The organism is Neisseria leonii, from assembly GCF_028776105.2.
GTDB lineage: Bacteria > Pseudomonadota > Gammaproteobacteria > Burkholderiales > Neisseriaceae > Neisseria > Neisseria leonii.
This window is the reverse complement of sequence record NZ_CP145606.1, coordinates 1,450,566-1,468,837: the sequence shown is the minus strand read 5'-3', so window position 1 is coordinate 1,468,837 and position 18,272 is coordinate 1,450,566. Positions and strand designations below refer to the sequence as shown.

General features: G+C 56.3%; 17 protein-coding genes, 4 tRNA genes and 1 pseudogene. 18 read left to right on the top strand and 4 right to left on the bottom strand.

Features of this window, described 5'->3' with window-relative positions; translation table 11 throughout:
• The 3 genes and pseudogenes from ORY85_RS07055 to glmS all read left to right on the top strand — a co-directional run.
• Positions 1-459: pseudogene (locus ORY85_RS07055) on the top strand (outer membrane protein assembly factor BamE); the annotation flags it as partial.
• Positions 460-483: 24 nt separating this feature from the next.
• Positions 484-867, top strand: coding sequence for an OmpA family protein (locus tag ORY85_RS07050; RefSeq protein WP_274572001.1), 384 nt, complete (start codon positions 484-486; stop codon positions 865-867).
• A gap of 1,006 nt (positions 868-1,873) precedes the next feature.
• Positions 1,874-3,712: a glutamine--fructose-6-phosphate transaminase (isomerizing) gene (glmS, locus tag ORY85_RS07045; protein WP_274571909.1), complete on the top strand. Its 1,839-nt coding sequence runs from the start codon at positions 1,874-1,876 to the stop codon at positions 3,710-3,712.
• A gap of 507 nt (positions 3,713-4,219) precedes the next feature.
• Here glmS and glpQ read toward each other — a convergent pair.
• The 4 genes from glpQ to ORY85_RS07025 form a co-directional block, all read right to left on the bottom strand.
• Positions 4,220-5,263, bottom strand: a complete 1,044-nt coding sequence (gene glpQ / locus ORY85_RS07040) for a glycerophosphodiester phosphodiesterase (RefSeq protein WP_274571908.1) — start codon at positions 5,261-5,263, stop codon at positions 4,220-4,222.
• Between the two features lie 385 nt (positions 5,264-5,648).
• Positions 5,649-7,016, bottom strand: coding sequence for a bifunctional UDP-N-acetylglucosamine diphosphorylase/glucosamine-1-phosphate N-acetyltransferase GlmU (gene glmU, locus ORY85_RS07035; RefSeq protein ID WP_274571907.1), 1,368 nt, complete (start codon positions 7,014-7,016; stop codon positions 5,649-5,651).
• Between the two features lie 57 nt (positions 7,017-7,073).
• Positions 7,074-7,325: a spore cortex protein gene (locus tag ORY85_RS07030; protein ID WP_274571906.1), complete on the bottom strand. Its 252-nt coding sequence runs from the start codon at positions 7,323-7,325 to the stop codon at positions 7,074-7,076.
• A 34-nt stretch (positions 7,326-7,359) separates the two neighbouring features.
• A complete protein-coding gene (locus ORY85_RS07025) occupies positions 7,360-8,013 on the bottom strand; it encodes a pyrimidine 5'-nucleotidase (RefSeq protein ID WP_274571905.1) in 654 nt (217 codons plus the stop codon).
• Positions 8,014-8,125: 112 nt separating this feature from the next.
• On the opposite strand from ORY85_RS07025, the gene ORY85_RS07020 reads away from it, so the two are divergent.
• The 15 genes from ORY85_RS07020 (at position 8,126) to rplL (ending at position 18,193) form a co-directional block, all read left to right on the top strand.
• Positions 8,126-9,121: a thiamine ABC transporter substrate binding subunit gene (locus ORY85_RS07020; protein WP_405030353.1), complete on the top strand. Its 996-nt coding sequence runs from the start codon at positions 8,126-8,128 to the stop codon at positions 9,119-9,121.
• 529 nt (positions 9,122-9,650) lie between these two features.
• Positions 9,651-11,960, top strand: coding sequence for a DNA topoisomerase IV subunit A (gene parC, locus ORY85_RS07015; RefSeq protein ID WP_274571903.1), 2,310 nt, complete (start codon positions 9,651-9,653; stop codon positions 11,958-11,960).
• A gap of 158 nt (positions 11,961-12,118) precedes the next feature.
• Positions 12,119-12,697, top strand: coding sequence for a 16S rRNA (guanine(966)-N(2))-methyltransferase RsmD (gene rsmD, locus ORY85_RS07010; protein ID WP_274571902.1), 579 nt, complete (start codon positions 12,119-12,121; stop codon positions 12,695-12,697).
• An 82-nt stretch (positions 12,698-12,779) separates the two neighbouring features.
• Positions 12,780-13,031: a YfhL family 4Fe-4S dicluster ferredoxin gene (locus ORY85_RS07005; protein ID WP_274571901.1), complete on the top strand. Its 252-nt coding sequence runs from the start codon at positions 12,780-12,782 to the stop codon at positions 13,029-13,031.
• Between the two features lie 98 nt (positions 13,032-13,129).
• Positions 13,130-13,213 (top strand) — tRNA-Tyr (locus ORY85_RS07000).
• A gap of 35 nt (positions 13,214-13,248) precedes the next feature.
• A tRNA-Gly gene (locus tag ORY85_RS06995) sits at positions 13,249-13,322 on the top strand.
• An 11-nt stretch (positions 13,323-13,333) separates the two neighbouring features.
• Positions 13,334-13,408, top strand: a tRNA-Thr gene (locus tag ORY85_RS06990).
• 43 nt (positions 13,409-13,451) lie between these two features.
• Positions 13,452-14,636 (top strand): elongation factor Tu, encoded by a 1,185-nt coding sequence (tuf, locus tag ORY85_RS06985; protein ID WP_338577843.1) that lies wholly within the window; start codon positions 13,452-13,454, stop codon positions 14,634-14,636.
• 6 nt (positions 14,637-14,642) lie between these two features.
• Positions 14,643-14,718 (top strand) — tRNA-Trp (locus ORY85_RS06980).
• 57 nt (positions 14,719-14,775) lie between these two features.
• Positions 14,776-15,219: a preprotein translocase subunit SecE gene (gene secE / locus ORY85_RS10625; RefSeq protein WP_274572538.1), complete on the top strand. Its 444-nt coding sequence runs from the start codon at positions 14,776-14,778 to the stop codon at positions 15,217-15,219.
• Between the two features lie 2 nt (positions 15,220-15,221).
• Positions 15,222-15,755: a transcription termination/antitermination protein NusG gene (nusG, locus tag ORY85_RS06970; RefSeq protein WP_274572539.1), complete on the top strand. Its 534-nt coding sequence runs from the start codon at positions 15,222-15,224 to the stop codon at positions 15,753-15,755.
• Between the two features lie 139 nt (positions 15,756-15,894).
• Complete coding sequence (gene rplK / locus ORY85_RS06965; RefSeq protein WP_274572540.1) at positions 15,895-16,326, top strand: 50S ribosomal protein L11; 432 nt, start codon at positions 15,895-15,897, stop codon at positions 16,324-16,326.
• Positions 16,326-17,021, top strand: a complete 696-nt coding sequence (gene rplA / locus ORY85_RS06960; RefSeq protein WP_274572541.1) for a 50S ribosomal protein L1 — start codon at positions 16,326-16,328, stop codon at positions 17,019-17,021. Before rplK ends, rplA begins: the two co-directional genes overlap by 1 nt.
• Before the next feature lie 238 nt (positions 17,022-17,259).
• The gene (gene rplJ / locus ORY85_RS06955) at positions 17,260-17,760 is read left to right on the top strand and encodes a 50S ribosomal protein L10 (RefSeq protein WP_274572542.1); all 501 of its coding nucleotides are present in this window, start codon (positions 17,260-17,262) and stop codon (positions 17,758-17,760) included.
• 61 nt (positions 17,761-17,821) lie between these two features.
• Positions 17,822-18,193: a 50S ribosomal protein L7/L12 gene (gene rplL, locus ORY85_RS06950; protein ID WP_274572543.1), complete on the top strand. Its 372-nt coding sequence runs from the start codon at positions 17,822-17,824 to the stop codon at positions 18,191-18,193.
• Positions 18,194-18,272 lie beyond the last annotated feature (79 nt).

Below are 18,272 nucleotides of genomic sequence, written 5' to 3'. Positions count from 1 at the left end.
ATGAAATCCATTAAATTCTGGAAAACAGGCGCGACCCTGCTGGCGGTCAGTCTGCTGGCTGCTTGTGCCACCAAGAGTGATGTCCGTGCCGACGGTACGACAGACGAACCTGTTTTCCCCGAACCATATTCGCTGACGTTCAACAATAAGCGCGGTACGTTCCCGACCACCGATGAATTGGTTAACATCAAAGCGGGTATGACGAAAGACGAGCTGTACAAGCTGATCGGCCGTCCGCATTACGATGAAGGCATGTTCAATGTACGCGAGTGGGATTATCTGTTCCACTTCCATACCCCGGGTGTGCCGAAGGATCCCGACAATACGGCGAACGTGGCCGATGTGACCACCTGCCAGTTCAAAGTTATTTACGACAAAGATAAATTCGCCCGCAGCTTCTATTGGAAGCCGGTATATCCGAAAGATGCCGTCTGCCCGCCCAAAGGCCCGGTATCGGAAAAATCATCTACCCAGCGGCTGACTTTGGGCGCCGATGCGCTGTTTGCCTTCGATAAGAGCGGCAGCAGCGATATGTTGCCCGAGGGCTATGCCAAACTCGACCGTTTTGCCGAAGACGTTAAGCGTTTCGAGCGCATCAACGCCATCCGTATCATCGGCCATACCGACCGCAAAGGCAGCGATGCCTACAATGACGCGCTGTCGATGCGCCGTGCCGAAACCGTACGCCGCTATCTGGTGTCGCGCGGTGTACCGGTCGGCATCATGAGCGCGCAGGGCTTGGGCAAACGCTATCCGGTCAAAGAGTGTGCCGCCACGCTGCCGCGCGAGCAGGAAATCGCCTGTCTGCAACCGAACCGCCGCGTGGAAATCGAAGTGGACGGTATCGGCCAGCTGCGTCAAGACTGATATTGACAGCGGATTTTCCGTTTTGTATCCCAACCCGCAAAACCTGTGTTTTGCGGGTTTTTTGTGTCCGCAGGCAGGGTATCGCTGCCGGAAATCCGTCTGTATGGCCGTCTGAAAAAGCGTAGGATTGAGAACGTAGGCCGGATACTTGTATCCGGCAAGGGCGTGAATCCGACCGGTTAGCGAAGAGCATAGGCCGGATATCTGTGCCGATATAAGGAGGTCGGGAGTGGGATTTCCGCATATCGAGTATCCGATACAATGCTGCCCGTATCCGGCCAAAAACACATCTTGCCAGCAGCCAAGCTGGTGTCGGATACGAGTATCCGACCTACGCATATTCGGCTCAATCGGCATTCAGACAGCCTTGGGTAAGGGCTGAAACCAGTTTCAGGTATTTTAGGGCAGTCTTGGTAGGACGGAGATTTCATATCCGGCATGATTCAGTCAGATGAGGTATTTCGGATAATCGGGTCTCCGGCGATAGCGTACCGATTGTGTTTGTGAAAACCGATCCGGTGGCGGCCGAGCCGGTGTCGGATACAGCGTATCCGACCTACGTGTATCCGGCCAAAGCTGAATTTCAGACGGCCTTTTGTTGTGTGCTTTCGGCATTGCGCTTGATTGGGGCGGCCGATTGTTTTGCTGTCTGAACGTAGGTCGGATACTTGTATCCGACACGGTTCGGTCAGGCAGAAAAAGGGTGTCGGATTCAAGAATCCGACCTACCGCAAGGTGCGGCTGGCAAGGCGTATCCGTCTTACTTTCGTGCTTGATAAACGGTATGGGGGCATAGGTTGAAACGCTGCGGGCACATTTGCGCGCTGCCGTGCTGCCGTTCAGACGGCGGTTTCGGGTTATAATCGGCGGCTGGTTCCGATGCGGCAGGGGGCGGTGCGCCGCTGCGGCCGCAAGCGGAAAACGTCCGTTCCAACGATTCGGGGGCGGGCGCAGAGGCCGTCTGAAACGGCGTTTTTTTGATCAATCGGATACTAAGGAACAGATTATGTGCGGTATCGTCGGCGCGGTTCGCGCCCATCACAATGTTGTGGATTTTTTAACCGACGGCCTCAAAAGGCTGGAATATCGCGGTTATGATTCATCGGGTATCGCGGTGCACGACGGGGATCGTATCCGCCGCGTGCGCCGTGTCGGCCGTGTGGCCATGATGGAGGCGGCGGCCAAAGGCAAAGGGCTGAGCGGCCATACGGGCATCGGCCATACCCGCTGGGCGACGCACGGCGGGGTAACCGAGCCGAACGCCCACCCGCATATTTCGGGCGGCCTGATTGCGGTGGTGCACAACGGCATCATCGAAAACTTTGAAGCCGAGCGCGAGCGTTTGCAGGCTTTGGGCTATGCGTTCGAGTCGCAAACCGATACAGAAGTCATCGCCCACAGCGTGCAGCACGAATACGGCCGCAACGGCGGCTGCCTGTTTGAAGCGGTGCGCGCGGCGGCGGCGCGTTTTCACGGCGCGTATGCGATTGCGGTGATGGCGCAGGACAAACCGGGCAGCATGGTGGTGGCGCGTATGGGCTGCCCGCTCTTGGTGGCTTTGGGCGAAGACGAAACCTTTATCGCGTCCGACGTGTCGGCCGTGATTGCGTTTACCCGCCATGTGGCGTTTTTGGAAGACGGCGATATTGCCGAACTGAATGCGCAGGGGTTTGTGCGGCTGACGGATAAAAACGGCGCGGCGGCAGAGCGCAAAGCACGCGTGTCCGAGTTGTCGCTCGCATCGCTGGAACTGGGGCCGTACAGCCATTTTATGCAGAAAGAAATCCACGAGCAGCCCAAGGCGGTGGCCGATACGGCCGAAGTGTTTCTCAACGGCGGTTTTGAGGCGGAAAACTTCGGCACCGGTGCGCGGGAAGTGTTCGATGTCGTGCGCAGCATCAAGATTTTGGCCTGCGGTACGTCCTATTATGCTGCGCTGACGGCCAAATACTGGCTCGAAGCAGTGGCGAAAATCGCCACCGATGTCGAAATCGCCAGTGAATACCGCTACCGCCAAGTGATTGCCGACCCCGACCAGTTGGTCATCACTATTTCGCAGTCGGGTGAAACGCTGGACACGATGGAAGCCCTGAAATACGCCCAATCGCTCGGCCACCGTTACAGTCTGTCCATCTGCAATGTGATGGAGTCGGCCTTGCCGCGCGAAAGCAGTTTGGTGTTCTACACCCGTGCGGGTGCCGAAATCGGTGTGGCATCGACTAAGGCGTTTACCACGCAGCTGGTGGCGCTGTTCGGCTTGGCGGTGACGCTGGCCAAACAGCGCGGCCTGATCGGCGAAGCGCAGGTGCAGGCTTATACGGAAGAACTGCGCCAGCTGCCGGGCAGTATCCAGCACGTGATGAACCTCGAACCGCAGATTGCCGCATGGGCACAAAAGTTTGCCAAGAAAACCAGCGCGCTGTTTCTCGGCCGGGGCATTCATTACCCGATTGCGCTGGAAGGCGCGCTGAAACTGAAAGAAATCACCTATATCCATGCCGAAGCCTATCCGGCAGGCGAGCTGAAACACGGCCCCTTGGCCTTGGTGGACGAAAATATGCCCGTGGTGGTGATTGCGCCCAACGACAGCCTGCTCGATAAAGTGAAAGCCAATATGCAGGAAGTGGGCGCGCGCGGGGGCGAACTGTTCGTATTTGCCGATTCGGACAGCCATTTCAGCGAAGATGCGGGCGTTTATGTCATCCGTACCCCGCGCCACGTCGGCATTTTGTCGCCTGTCGTGCATACCGTCCCCGTGCAGCTGCTGTCGTACCATACCGCCTTGGCACGCGGTACCGATGTCGATAAACCGCGCAATCTGGCCAAGTCGGTAACCGTGGAATAAAGCTGTATCTTGGGTAGGTCGGATTCTTGAATCCGACGGAAGACAATCCAACCGACAGCCCATCCGTATCGGCGGTGTTCAATGACATCGGATCGGGCAGGGCAATGTTGCGGTTTGGTGTGTCGGATTCCAGAATCCGACCTGCATACTGAGGCCGTCTGAAACCTTGATTTGGGGATTCAGACGGCCTTTTTTGGACAACGGTAACCGTTGTGCGGGCTGTTTGACTTTGGACGGATCGGGCTGTAAATGGGTGGGCCGGATTCCCGAATCCGACAAATCAAAATCCAATCAACAATCAATCCGTATCGGAATCCTCAATGTTGGCGGTTGGGTGTGCCGGATTCGGGAATCCGACCTACGGGCTGGTAGATCGGGAGCAGGAAGCAGGTCGGATACCGGTATCCGGCAGGAGAATCTGCGCGGGCAGAAAATTTAAGGCCGTCTGAAAACGGCTGTGTATTCAGACGGCCTTTCGGCTGATTTTTCAGACTGCCAAACCGCTGCCTATTTTTTCAGATAGGCGGCCAAAGTGTCGGGGAAGTCGGTAAAGATGCCGTCGGCGTGTGCCTGATTGAACAGGGCGGCATACATTTCGTCGATGTCGGCAACATAGGGCGGCAGCGCGTCGCGGCGCACGGTGTAGGGGTGCAGTTTCAGGCGCGCGTTCTGAATGTCGGCCACCATCGGGGTAACGGCGATGCGCCCGCGTTGCGATTTTTTCCCGTCCAGCAGCATATACCAGGCCGGCCCCACCCCGTCGGCATAGCGGGCGATTTCTTTCATTGCACCGGGCTTGAACATCCAGTCGTAGCTGTAATTGACCCATTTGCCGTTGCGCCGCTCCTGCGTTTCTTTCCAGTCGGTATAGGCCACCAGCTGCACCAGTTTCACATCCATGCCCATCTGCGGCATCAGCTCCTGCTTGATGCGTTTGAGTTCGTTAAAGTCGAAGGTTTGCAGGAAAACGGCATCTTGCCTGCCGGTGTAGCCGTATTTTTTCAGCATTTCCAAAGTGGCGCGGGCGATGTCTTTGCCTTCCTGATGGTGCAGCCACGGGGCTTTGATTTCGGGATAGATGCCGATGGTTTTGCCGGTGGATTTTTCCAGTCCGCGGATAAATTGCAGCTCTTCTTCAAAAGTGTGGATGCGGAAATTGCCCTGCCACAGCGGGAAGCGTTGGGGATAGACGGCCACTTGGCGGCCGTTTTCGGTTTTGAAGTTTTCCGTCATGCGCAGCGAACGGATTTCGTCCAGTGTGAAATCCACCACATAAAACCGGCCGTCGGCACGGGCGCGGCCGGGAAATTTTTGTGCGACATCGGTCAGGCCGTCGAGGAAATGATCGTGAATGACAACCAGTTGGTTGTCTTTGGTCATCGCCAAATCCTGTTCCAGATAGTCGGCGCGCTGGCCGAACGCCAGGGCTTTGCTTTCCAGAGTGTGCTCGGGCAGATAGCCGCTGGCACCACGGTGGGCGATAATCAGTTTTTGTGCCCACAGAGAGGCGGAAAGGCTCAACAGCAGCAGCGCGGTCAGAACGGTTTTCATATGCGGACTCCGAAACAGATGGAAAAGACGGCCAAGCCGTTGTGCCTACTGTAACGGGTGTTGATGGCAATTGTGTGTCAGGCCGTCTGAAAACCCGCGAAGCGGGTTTCTGCGCAGCTAAAACGGGCGAAGCAGAATTGCGCCGAAGCTGAAACGGTGTGCAGCACTATTTCTGCGCAGCTGGAACCAAGGTATCGGGTTGCGCGACGCAAAAGCGGGGGGCGGTCTGGCGGATTCGGGAGCCTGACCGGAGTGGGGCAGAAGATTGAAGGCTGTCTGAAAACCCGCGAAGCGGGTTTCTGCGAAGCTAAAACGAGTGAAACGGGTTTCTGCGAAGCGAAAACCCGAAATATGCGGTTTCAGACGGCCTGATTGTGGCGAAGGCTTATTTTTCGGCCGGTTTTTCGGGGCGGATCCAGCCTTCGATAACGCTTTGGCGCGCGCGCGCGATGCTCAGTTTGCCTTCGGGGCAGTTTTTGCTGATGGCGCTGCCCGCGCCGGTGGTGGCGCGGTTGCCGATCTCTACGGGGGCAATCAGGACGTTGTTCGAGCCGATGCGCACTTCGTCGCCGATGCTGGTGCGGTATTTGTGTACGCCGTCGTAATTGGCGGTGATGGTGCCCGCGCCGATATTGGTGCGGCAGCCGATGTCGGCATCGCCCAGATAGGTCAGGTGGTTGGCTTTGCTGCCTTGGCCGATATGGCTGTTTTTCACTTCGACGAAATTGCCGATATGGACACCGTCGGCCAGTCGGGTGCCGGGGCGCAGGCGGGCGTAGGGGCCGATGTGGTTGTCTGCGCCGATTTCGCAGTTTTCCAGACTGCTGAACGGGGCGATGCGGCTGCCCGCGCCGATTTTGGCGTTTTTGATGACGCAGTGCGCGCCGATTTGTACGCCGTCGCCCAGTTCCACATCGCCTTCGATGATGACATTGACATCAATGACTACATCTTGGCCGTGTTTCAGACGGCCTCTGAGGTCGAAACGTGCAGGGTCGCGCAGGGTAACGCCCGCCTGCAATAAGGCCTGTGCCTGACCGGCCTGGAAAATGCGTTCCAATTCGGCCAGCTGCGCTTTGTTGTTGACACCGGCGGCCAGATGGGAGGCGCGCACCGGCACGGGCGTAACCGTGATGCCGTCTGTATGGGCCAGGCCGATCAGGTCGGTCAGATAATATTCGCCCTGCGCATTGTCGGCGGACAGGCGGCCGAGCCAGTCGGCCAGGCGGGCGTTGGGCAGCACCAGAATGCCGGTATTGATTTCGCGGACGGCTTTTTGCGCGGCATCGGCATCTTTTTCTTCCACGATGGCGACTACTTTGTCCTGCACGTTGCGGATAATGCGTCCGTAGCCTGTGGGATTCTCCAACACATCGGTCAGCAGGCCGACTTGGCTGCCCGCCGCGTCGAGCAGGGTGTGCAGCGTGGCGGTGTCGGTGAGCGGTACGTCGCCGTACAGGACTAAGGTGCGGCCGTCGGCGGGCAGGTGGGGCAGGGCGGTTTTGAGTGCGTGGCCGGTACCGAGCTGTTCGGTCTGCTCCACCCAGTTCACATCGCGCACGACGGTTTCGCGCACCTGCTCCCTGCCGTGGCCGATCACGACATGAATGCCTGCGGGGTTCAGGCTGCGCGCGGTGTCGATGACGCGCGCCAGCATCGGTTCGCCGCCGATTTCGTGCAGCACTTTGGGCAGTCGGGAATACATACGGGTGCCTTTGCCCGCAGCGAGAATAACGATATGCAGCGTGTTCATGGATACTCCGAAAAGGGAAAACGGCCGTCTGAAAACGGGTTTCAGACGGCCTCGGGCTTAGCGGGCGGGCGTTTGCCAGTGGGTACGGTTATCGGCGGGGAGGCCGGTACCGTCGGGTTTGACCGCGTGCTGCTCGGGGCGGTATTGGTGGTTGAGGCCGTTGCGCGAGTAGGTGCCGTCCTGATAGTAAACGCGGGTACCCGCTTCGTATTTGGGACGCAGGCCGGTGCGGCCTTCGCTGTTTCGGTAAGTCTCCCACGAGCAGGCACTTAATGCCAGACTGAGCATAAGCAGGGCGGCGGTTCGCATGACGGATTCCTTCGGATCGGTAAAACGGCGTATTTTAGCGCGTTGCGGCGCGATTTGCTATGGCGGCCAACTGCTGCATATCGGCGGCGGTGTAGTCGGCAAAGGCGGCGGCGCGGGCATGGCTGCCGTACCAAACGGTGGTCATGCCCAGTGTTTTGGCGGTGATCAGGTTGGCCGCGCTGTCGTCCACCATGATGCAACGGTGTGCTTCGACCGCCAGCAGGCGGCAGATGCGGCGGTAGGCTTCGGGCTGCGGTTTCGGCTGAAACCCCAAGCTGTCGATGCCGTAGGCGGCATGGAAATAAGACGTGATATTCATGGCTTCGAGCAGGCCGTCCACATAAAACTGCGGGCCGTTGGAAAAAACGGCACGCCGTCCGCCAAGGGCGGCCAGCGCGGTGTCGAGGCCGGGAGCAGGGCTGAGCAGCGGCAGAATCTGCGTCATGGGGTGGCTTTCGCGCAGAAAAGCGGCCGGGTCGGTTCCGGGGTGGTGCTGCATCAGGCCGGAAAGGGTGGCGCCGTACTGCTGCCAGTAGTCGCGGCGCAGACGGTCGGCTTCGTGAAGGGGCAGGTTGAGGCGGCGGGCGACGGATTCGGTCATGGTGCGGTTGATCAGCGGGAAAATGCCGCTGTCGGCATCGTGCAGCGTGTTGTCCAAATCAATCAGCCAAACGGGTTGCGGGTGCATAAAGTTTGAATCGGGTCGGGGTTTGGCATTATCATAGCGCAGCCGGATAGGGCGTGAAACGGTCAAACAGAAAAAGGATAGCGGAATGAAGGGAAAAAGCATGAAGGGAAAAATGTTGTGGGCGGCAGTGGCCGCCTGTTTGCTGAGTGCGGGCGTGCAGGCGGCAACCGAAGTGCGTCTGGCGGTGCATAAGTCGTTCAGTCTGCCCAAAGATGCGTTTGCCGCTTTCGAGCAGGCCAATGATGCCAAAGTCAGCGTGATTAAAGTGGGCAGCGGCAATGAGATGGTGAACAAGCTGATTTTGAGCCGTGCCCGGCCGGTGGCCGATGCGGTTTACGGTTTGGACAATACGACGGTACATAAAGCCCGCCAGTCGGGCATTCTGGCGGAGAAGCAGCCTGCGTCGGCTCCGGTGTCGGTGTCGCTGCCGGGTGCGCTGGCGGTGGATCACGGCTATATCGCACTCAATTACGATAAAGCCTGGTTTGAAAAGCAGAAACTGCCGCTGCCCGCCACGCTGGACGATTTGGTCAAGCCGCAATATAAAAATCTGCTGGTGATGCCCAATCCGGGTATGTCGAGTACGGGCTTGGGCTTCCTGCTGGCCAATATTCAGGGTATGGGCGAGCAGAGGGCGTTCGACTGGTGGCAGAAAATGCGTGCCAACGGCGTGAAAGTGGCGCGCGATTGGAGTGAGGCGTACTACACCGAATTCACGCAAAACGGCGGTTCGCGCCCGCTGGTGGTGAGCTATGCGACCAGCCCTGCAGCCGAAGTGTTTTACAGCAAGGGCAAATACAGCGTGCCGCCGACAGGCAATCTGTTTCTGAAAGGCGGCGTGTTCCGCCAGGTAGAGGGCGCGGCCGTGCTCAAAGGCGCGAAAGAGCCTGTGCTGGCGGCCAAACTGGTGCAGTACCTGCAAAGCGGTGCGGTACAGAAAGCGATACCGGCCGAAATGTGGGTGTATCCGGCGGTAAAAAATACCGAACTGCCCGCCGTGTTCCAACACGCCGGCCTGCCGCCCAAAGCAGACAATCCGAATGAAACGGATATCGGCATGAAGCAGCGCCGCTGGGTGAACCGCTGGATCCGTGTTGTGTTGAAATAAATGATCGGTACGGCGGGAAACGGTGTATCGGTTTCTGCCGTCGTCCGTTCCGCCATCAGGCCGTCTGAACCGTGTGTTTTCAGACGGCCTGTTTTATCGGAAAATTCCGTAGGTCGGATTCTTGAATCCGACTTTTTCGGGTGGATAGGTGCGATGGGATAGGGTTAGAGGGGGCAGGAATATCGGATTGCGAAACCCGACCGGCACATTGAATTTCTGTAATTGGAGTGTCGGATTCAAGAGTCCGACCTACGATTGTAAATAGTTGTTTGTCTCGAATCGAACGAGCAATGTGCGGGCGGCATAGGCCGCCTGAAACGGTGTAACGGTAGTTTGCTTTTGCAGAAACCTGTTTTAACAGTAGGTCGGATTCTGGAATCCGACAATTTGCCGTTGATGGAAAAGTATCTTGTCCCGAAACCGGACAGGCCCATGCACGTCCTTGCTGTGTTTGCCGTCATGCCCGTACCGGCAAATTGCTTTACAATGCCGCCTGCGTCAGATTGTCCACCCGTCAGATGGAAATTGTATGGAAACCGTGATGAAACCGTCTTCGGCCGTTGCCGGAGAAGATTACCTGCTGCTGGGCCGCTATGCCGAGCGTGCCTATCTCGAATATGCGATGAGCGTTGTCAAAGGCCGCGCCCTGCCCGAGGTTTCAGACGGCCAAAAGCCCGTGCAGCGGCGCATTCTGTATGCCATGCGCGATATGGGCTTGACCGCAGGTGCAAAGCCGGTGAAATCCGCCCGCGTGGTCGGCGAGATTTTGGGTAAATACCACCCGCACGGCGACAGTTCGGCCTACGAAGCGATGGTGCGCATGGCACAGGATTTCACGCTGCGCTATCCTTTAATCGACGGCATCGGCAATTTCGGTTCGCGCGACGGCGACGGCGCGGCGGCCATGCGTTACACCGAGGCGCGGCTCACGCCGATTGCCGAGCTGCTGCTGTCCGAAATCAATATGGGCACGGTGGATTTTGTGCCCAACTACGACGGCGCGTTTGAAGAACCGGTACATTTGCCCGCGCGGCTGCCGATGGTGCTGCTCAACGGCGCATCGGGGATTGCCGTCGGTATGGCCACCGAAATCCCGCCGCACAATCTCACGGAGGTTACCCAAGCCGCGGTTGCCCTGCTGAAAAAACCGTCGCTGACCACGGCCGAGCTGATGCAGTATCTCCCCGCGCCCGATTTTGCCGGCGGCGGCCACATCATCACTTCCGCTGCCGATTTGCAGCAGATTTACGAAAGCGGAAAAGGCAGCGTGCGCGTGCGTGCGCGTTACGAAATCGAAAAACTGGCGCGAGGCCAGTGGCGCATCATCGTAACCGAGCTGCCGCCCCATACTTCGGCGCAGAAAATTCTGGCCGAAATCGAAGAGCAGACCAATCCCAAACCCAAATCGGGCAAAAAAGCCCTGACCCAAGAGCAGCAGAACACCAAAGCCCTGATGCTTTCCCTGTTGGACCGCGTGCGCGACGAGAGCGACAGCGAATCGCCCGTACGGCTGGTGTTCGAGCCGAAATCCGGCCGCATCGACCCGGAAAACTTCATCAACACGCTGATGGTGCAGACTTCTCTGGAAGGCAATGTGCCGGTGAACCTTGTGATGATGGGAACGGACAACCGCCCCGCCCAGAAAAACCTCAAAACCATTTTGAGCGAGTGGCTGGAATTCCGTACCGCCACGGTTACACGCCGTCTGAATTTCCGTTTGGAGCAGGTGGAAAAACGCATCCACATTCTCGAAGGGCGCATGACGGTCTTTCTGCACATCGACGAAGTGATTCGGGTGATTCGCGAATCGGACGAACCCAAGCCCGACCTGATGGCCGCTTTCGGCCTGACCGAAATCCAGGCCGAAGACATTCTCGAAATCCGCCTGCGCCAGCTGGCCCGTCTGGAAGGCTTCAAGCTGGAAAAAGAATTGAATGAACTGCGCGACGAAGCAGGCCGTCTGAATATCCTGCTGAGCGATGAAAACGAAAAGAAAAAGCTGATTATCAAAGAGATGCAGGCCGATATGAAGCAGTACGGCGATGAGCGGCGGACTTTGGTAGAAGCCGCCGAACGCGCCACGCTGACTCAGACCACCGCCGATGAGCCGGTTACGCTGATTCTGTCCCGTCAGGGCTGGATACGCAGCCGCGCCGGACACCATCTCGATTTGGGGCAAACCGCATTCAAAGAAGGCGACGGCCTCAAACAGGTGATCGAAGGGCGCACGGTGTGGCCGGTTGTCGTACTCGATTCGCACGGCCGCACCTACACGCTCGATGCCGCCGATATTCCCGGCGGGCGCGGCGACGGCGTACCGCTGGCTTCGCTGATTGACTTGCAGAACGGCGCCCATGTCGTTGCCGTCATGACCGGCCTGCCCGACCGCCATTATCTGCTGGGCAACAGCGGCGGCTACGGCTTTATCGCCAAACTCGGCGATATGGTTGCCCGGGTGAAAGCGGGCAAAGTGCTGATGACCGTGAAGGCGGGCGAAACCGTCCTGCCGCCCGTGCCCGTATTGGCCGTTTCGCTGATTAATCCCGACTGTCAGGTGGTGGCGGTCAGCGAAGCCAAGCGGCTGCTGGCTTTCCCGCTCGGCGAATTGGAAGTGATGGCCAAAGGGCGCGGCCTGCAATTGATGAGTTTGGGCGACGGCGACAGGTTGGCGCATCTGGCCGTTGTGGCCGCGCCCGAATTTATCGTCGAGAGTACGGGCAGACGCGGCGGTGCGCATCAGGAGCGCCTGCGTATACAGGACATTGCCGCCAAACGCGGCCGCAAAGGCCGCCTGCTCGATATTGCCGGTGTCATTGATGCCGTCAAGGCGGCGGAGTAGGCCGTCTGAAAACGCACCTAGCGGTTTGGGGCGGTGCAGCCGTTTTAGCTGCGCAGAAACTTGCTTCGCTCGTTTTCAGACGGCCGGACAGTATGGGAAAACGTCATGTTTGCCTGCTATCATGATGGCGGATTCTTGGCCGACCGAAAGGATTTTCCGTGGCAAAAACAAACAGCAGACACAGTAATCAGGTACGCATCATCGGCGGCGAGTGCCGCGGCCGCAAACTGACTTTCCCTGCCGCCGAAGGATTGCGGCCGACACCGGATATGGTACGCGAAAAAGTATTCAACTGGCTGGGGCAGGATTTGACCGGCCAGTCGGTATTGGACGTATTTGCCGGCAGCGGCGCACTCGGTTTCGAGGCGGCTTCCCGCCGTGCCCGCCGCGTGCTTTTGCTCGACAACCACCGCCCGACCGTACATAACCTGAAAAAAAACGCCGCATTGATGGGCTTGGAGCGGGCGGAAGTGCGGCAGGCGGACGGTTTGGCCTATCTGCGCGACAGTCATGACCGGTTTGACGGTGTCTTTCTCGACCCGCCGTTTGCGTGGAAAAACTGGCCGCAGCTGTTCGCTGTGCTGGAAGGCCGTCTGAAAAATCATGCCTGGGTTTATATGGAGGCGGGCGACATGCCGCCGCTGCCCGACTGGCTGACGGTTTACCGCGAGGGCAAAGCGGGCATAAGCCGCTTCGCACTGCTGCACCGGACAGACAGGCAGGCTGCATCAATGTGACGGCCTTCGGTCAAACAGGCATAAGGCGGATTGTGCTATAATCCGCCCTTGGTTTGAAAAGTATGAATGAAGGATAGGGCAAATGTCTCTTTTTATTACCGATGAATGCATCAATTGCGACGTGTGCGAGCCGGAATGCCCGAACGATGCCATTTATCAGGGAGAGGAAATTTACGAAATCAACCCCGGTCTGTGTACGCAGTGCGTCGGCCATTACGACGAACCTCAGTGCCAGCAGGTCTGCCCGGTGGACTGTATCCTGATTGACGAAGAAAACCCGGAAACGCAGGAAGAGCTGCAGGCCAAATACGAGCGGATTATTGCGCAAAAATAATTTTATTTAGAATTAGCCGTTTGGTGATTATTTGTTGAAATGTACCAAATAGGCATTGACGGTTTCCGGCAAGAACTTTAATATTACGTTTCTCTTTTGGTGGGATTCCCGAGCGGTCAAAGGGGGCAGACTGTAAATCTGTTGCGAGAGCTTCGAAGGTTCGAATCCTTCTCCCACCACCAAATTCCAACTCGTTGGAGCAGAGAACAGTAAGTATGCGGGTGTAGCTCAATGGTAGAGCAGAAGCCTTCCAAGCTTACGGTGAGGGTTCGATTCCCTTCACCCGCTCCAAAATCAGATTGGCCCATGTAGCTCAGGGGTAGAGCACTCCCTTGGTAAGGGAGAGGCCGGCAGTTCAAATCTGCCCATGGGCACCAAAAGCTTACCCTGTTTATTTTAGTTTTAAGATAGGAATTTGCCATGGCAAAGGAAAAGTTTGAACGTAGCAAACCGCACGTAAACGTTGGCACCATCGGTCACGTTGACCATGGTAAAACCACCCTGACAGCTGCCCTGACCACCATCTTGGCCGAAAAATTCGGCGGCCAGGCCAAAGGCTACGACCAGATTGACAATGCCCCGGAAGAAAAAGCCCGCGGCATCACCATCAACACCTCACACGTAGAATACGAAACCGAAACCCGCCACTACGCCCACGTAGATTGCCCGGGTCACGCCGACTACGTGAAAAACATGATTACCGGTGCCGCCCAAATGGACGGTGCGATTCTCGTCGTATCCGCCGCAGACGGCCCCATGCCGCAAACCCGCGAGCACATCCTGCTGGCGCGTCAGGTAGGCGTACCCTACATTCTCGTCTTCATGAACAAATGTGACATGGTGGACGACGAAGAACTGCTGGAGCTGGTTGAAATGGAAATCCGCGACCTGCTGTCCAGCTACGACTTCCCGGGCGACGACTGCCCGATCGTCCAAGGCTCTGCCCTGAAAGCTTTGGAAGGCGATGCCGCATTCAAAGAAAAAATCTTCGAACTGGCTGCCGCTTTGGACAGCTACATCCCGACCCCCGAGCGTGCCGTAGACAAACCCTTCCTGCTGCCGATTGAAGACGTATTCTCGATTTCCGGCCGCGGTACCGTGGTTACCGGCCGTGTCGAGCGCGGCATCATCCACGTCGGCGACGAGATTGAAATCGTCGGTCTGAAAGACACCCAAAAAACCACCTGTACCGGCGTGGAAATGTTCCGCAAACTGCTGGACGAAGGCCAGGCGGGCGACAACGTAGGCGTACTGCTGCGCGGTACCAAACGCGAAGAAGTCGAGCGCGGTCAAGTATTGGCCAAACCGGGTACGATTACCCCGCACACCAAATTCGAAGCCGAAGTATACGTACTGAGCAAAGAAGAGGGCGGCCGCCATACACCGTTCTTCGCGAACTACCGTCCGCAATTCTACTTCCGTACCACCGACGTAACCGGTGCGGTATCGCTGCAGGAAGGCGTGGAAATGGTTATGCCGGGCGAGAACGTGAAGATCACGGTTGAGCTGATTGCCCCGATCGCCATGGAAAACGGTTTGCGCTTTGCGATTCGCGAAGGCGGCCGTACCGTAGGTGCCGGTGTCGTTTCTTCTGTCATCGCTTAATTTTAGAGGCCAGTAGCTCAATTGGTAGAGTATCGGTCTCCAAAACCGAGGGTTGGGGGTTCGAGACCCTCCTGGCCTGCCAAACAAAAAACTAACCGGCCTTGCCGGTTAGTTTTTTATTTCCGTGTTAGGTATTGTTATGTCTGAGCAGACACCTTTGAAGTCGCCCGAGGAAAACCAAAAAGTACCGTTTCGGTCGCAGGCTGTTTTGGAAGAGCCGAAGCCGAAATCCGGTGTCATCGGTTTTTTCCGTTTGTTGCTGGCTGCGGTTATTGTCGGTGCCGGTGTGTGGGTTTCCCATCAGAACCTGTTGTGGCTGGATAATCCGCTCAAAAGCCTGATGCCGTATTTGGCTTGCGTTGCGGCACTGATTGTTCTGATGGCGGGCAATTTCGGCAGGTTCGGCCGTTATGTGCGCGAATCTGTCAAAGAAGTGAAGAAAGTTGTTTGGCCGGAGCGCAGTTATACGCTTCGTATGACCATGTTTGTGGTGGCTTTTGTTACGGTTCTGGCTGTATTTATTTATGGTGTGGATACGCTGATTTCTTGGTTGTTTTTTGACGTATTAATGAAGAGGGGATAGAGATGTCTAAGCGTTGGTATGTGGTACAGGCGTACTCCGGCTTTGAGAAGAATGTCCAAAAAACGTTGAAAGAACGCATCGCCCGTGAGGGAATGGAGGCATATTTCGGCCAGATACTGGTACCGGTTGAAGAAGTGGTCGATATTAAAAACGGCCGCCGTACGGTCAGTGAGCGCAAATTTTTCCCGGGCTATGTGCTGGTGGAAATGGAAATGAGCGATGACTCTTGGCATTTGGTCAAGAGTACCCCCCGGGTTTCCGGCTTTATCGGCGGTACGGCCAACCGTCCGCTGCCGATTTCGCAGCGGGAGGTTGATGCGATTATGGCGCAGGTCCAAGTGGGCGGGGAGAAGCCCAAGCCGCGTGTGGAGTTTGAAGTCGGGCAGCAGGTACGCGTGACCGAAGGGCCGTTCGCCGATTTTAACGGACTGGTGGAAGAGGTAAATTACGAGCGCAACAAGTTGCGTGTATCGGTACAGATTTTCGGCCGTGAAACGCCGGTGGAGTTGGAGTTCGGCCAGGTTGAGAAAATCTGATTGCGGTGAGAATGATACGTTTCAGACGGCCTTGGAATGATTGATTTGATTTTGAATCGAAAAACCGATATAATGCGCGGTCTGATTTTTTGGGGAGCGGAAGATTCCGCGTGATTACCCGTTTTTTAGGAGCTAAATTGTGGCAAAGAAAATTATCGGCTATATCAAACTGCAGATTCCTGCGGGTAAAGCCAATCCGTCTCCGCCTGTCGGCCCGGCTTTGGGTCAGCGCGGTTTGAATATTATGGAATTTTGTAAGGCATTTAATGCGGCTACCCAGTCAATGGAGCCGGGCTTGCCGATTCCTGTGGTGATTACCGCGTTTGCGGACAAATCATTCACTTTTGTGATGAAAACCCCGCCGGCAACCATTCTGCTGAAAAAAGCTGCGGGTCTGCAAAAGGGTAGTGCCAATCCTCTGACGCAAAAAGTCGGTACAGTAACCCGTGCCCAGTTGGAAGAGATTGCAAAAACGAAAGAGCCGGATCTGACTGCCGCTGATCTGGATGCGGCCGTGCGTACCATCGCCGGTTCTGCCCGCTCTATGGGTCTGAATGTGGAGGGTGTGTGATGGCTAAGGTATCTAAACGTCTGCAAGCGTTGCGTGCGTCTGTTGAAGCCAATAAGCTGTACGCAATTGACGAAGCGATTGCGCTGGTTAAAAAAGCGGCGACGGCCAAGTTCGACGAATCTGTTGATGTGTCGTTCAATCTGGGTGTGGATCCGCGCAAATCGGATCAGGTTATCCGTGGTTCTGTCGTTTTGCCCAAAGGTACCGGTAAAACCACCCGCGTAGCGGTATTTGCCCAGGGTGCCAACGCAGAGGCCGCCAAGGAAGTCGGTGCGGATATTGTCGGTTTTGAAGATTTGGCCGAAGAGGTGAAAAAAGGCAATATGGACTTTGATGTCGTAATTGCTTCTCCCGATGCCATGCGTATTGTCGGCCAGTTGGGTACCATCTTGGGTCCGCGCGGCCTGATGCCGAATCCGAAGGTGGGTACGGTTACGCCGAATGTTGCCGAGGCGGTAAAAAATGCCAAGGCCGGTCAGATTCAATACCGTACCGATAAAGCCGGTATCGTACATGCCACTATCGGTCGCGCTTCTTTCGAAGAGGCTGCGCTGAAAGAAAACTTTGATGCTCTGCTGGATGCGATTGTCAAGGCCAAACCGGCTGCCGCTAAAGGCCAGTACCTCAAAAAAGTGGCTGTGAGCAGCACGATGGGGCTGGGTGTACGTGTCGATACGTCCAGCGTAAACAGCTGAGAAATTCAGACGGCCTGACTGCTTTGTCGGCAGTCGGGCGTTTGTATTGGGCTACTTATCATATAAGTAGATGTCCAAGACCGTAGGGATCGCAAGATTTAATCGTAACTGCCCTACGCAGACGGTAGTCCTGAAATATTTATCAAGCACTGCTTGTTCAAATGTCTTCTAGGGGTTGCCGCGCTGGTGGAATATTCTTTTGGGGAATATTCTGAATTTAAACAGTGGGAGGTAGACCTTGAGTCTCAATATTGAAACCAAGAAGGTAGCCGTTGAAGAGATCAGCGCCGCAATTGCGAATGCGCAAACTCTGGTGGTTGCCGAATATCGCGGTATCAGTGTTGCCAGCATGACTGAGCTGCGTGCCAATGCCCGTAAAGAAGGCGTGTATCTGCGCGTTCTGAAAAATACATTGGCTCGCCGCGCAGTAGAGGGTACTTCTTTTGCAGGTTTGGCGGATCAGATGGTCGGTCCGCTGGTTTACGCTGCATCAGAAGATGCCGTCGCTGCGGCAAAAGTGCTGCATCAATTCGCGAAAAAAGACGACAAAATCGTTCTAAAAGCCGGTTCTTATAACGGTGATGTGTTGGATGCTGCCCAAGTGGCGGAGTTGGCATCTATCCCGAGCCGCGAAGAGCTGCTGTCCAAACTGCTGTTCGTTATGCAGGCGCCTGTTTCCGGCTTTGCACGCGGTTTGGCTGCTTTGGCCGAGAAGAAAGCCGGCGAAGAAGCCGCTTAATCTTCGGCAGACATTTTGTTTCAACTGATTTATTTTTTGACAATATTTGGAGTTAAATAGCATGGCTATTACTAAAGAAGACATTTTGAGCGCCGTTGAACAGCTGACTGTTATGGAGCTGAACGAGCTGGTTAAAGCGTTTGAAGAAAAATTCGGTGTTTCTGCCGCCGCTGTTGCCGTTGCCGGCCCTGCTGCCGGCGGTGCCGCTGCTGCCGAAGAGAAAACCGAGTTTGACGTTATCCTGGTTGCGGCCAGTGAGCAAAAAGTCGGCGTGATCAAAGTGGTACGCGCTCTGACCGGTCTGGGTCTGAAAGAAGCGAAAGAAATTGTTGACGGTGCACCGAAAACCCTCAAAGAAGGTGTATCCAAAGCCGAAGCCGAAGACATCCAAAAACAATTGGAAGAGGCCGGCGCCAAAGTCGAAATCAAATAATCCGTTTTCCGGATGGAAGGCTGGCAGTCGGACTGCCAGCCTTATTGCGTTTCCATTGGTTGAAATCTGTGTTTTTTAC

Excerpts from the sequence above, each read along its gene's own strand:
- glmS (WP_274571909.1), top strand. The coding sequence starts at position 1,874 with ATGTGCGGTATCGTCGGCGCGGTTCGCGCCCATCACAATGTTGTGGAT.
- glpQ (WP_274571908.1), bottom strand. The coding sequence starts at position 5,263 with ATGAAAACCGTTCTGACCGCGCTGCTGCTGTTGAGCCTTTCCGCCTCT.
- glmU (WP_274571907.1), bottom strand. The coding sequence starts at position 7,016 with ATGAACACGCTGCATATCGTTATTCTCGCTGCGGGCAAAGGCACCCGT.
- ORY85_RS07030 (WP_274571906.1), bottom strand. The coding sequence starts at position 7,325 with ATGCGAACCGCCGCCCTGCTTATGCTCAGTCTGGCATTAAGTGCCTGC.
- ORY85_RS07025 (WP_274571905.1), bottom strand. The coding sequence starts at position 8,013 with ATGCACCCGCAACCCGTTTGGCTGATTGATTTGGACAACACGCTGCAC.
- ORY85_RS07020 (WP_405030353.1), top strand. The coding sequence starts at position 8,126 with ATGTTGTGGGCGGCAGTGGCCGCCTGTTTGCTGAGTGCGGGCGTGCAG.
- parC (WP_274571903.1), top strand. The coding sequence starts at position 9,651 with ATGGAAACCGTGATGAAACCGTCTTCGGCCGTTGCCGGAGAAGATTAC.
- ORY85_RS07005 (WP_274571901.1), top strand. The coding sequence starts at position 12,780 with ATGTCTCTTTTTATTACCGATGAATGCATCAATTGCGACGTGTGCGAG.
- tuf (WP_338577843.1), top strand. The coding sequence starts at position 13,452 with ATGGCAAAGGAAAAGTTTGAACGTAGCAAACCGCACGTAAACGTTGGC.
- secE (WP_274572538.1), top strand. The coding sequence starts at position 14,776 with ATGTCTGAGCAGACACCTTTGAAGTCGCCCGAGGAAAACCAAAAAGTA.
- nusG (WP_274572539.1), top strand. The coding sequence starts at position 15,222 with ATGTCTAAGCGTTGGTATGTGGTACAGGCGTACTCCGGCTTTGAGAAG.
- rplA (WP_274572541.1), top strand. The coding sequence starts at position 16,326 with ATGGCTAAGGTATCTAAACGTCTGCAAGCGTTGCGTGCGTCTGTTGAA.
- rplL (WP_274572543.1), top strand. The coding sequence starts at position 17,822 with ATGGCTATTACTAAAGAAGACATTTTGAGCGCCGTTGAACAGCTGACT.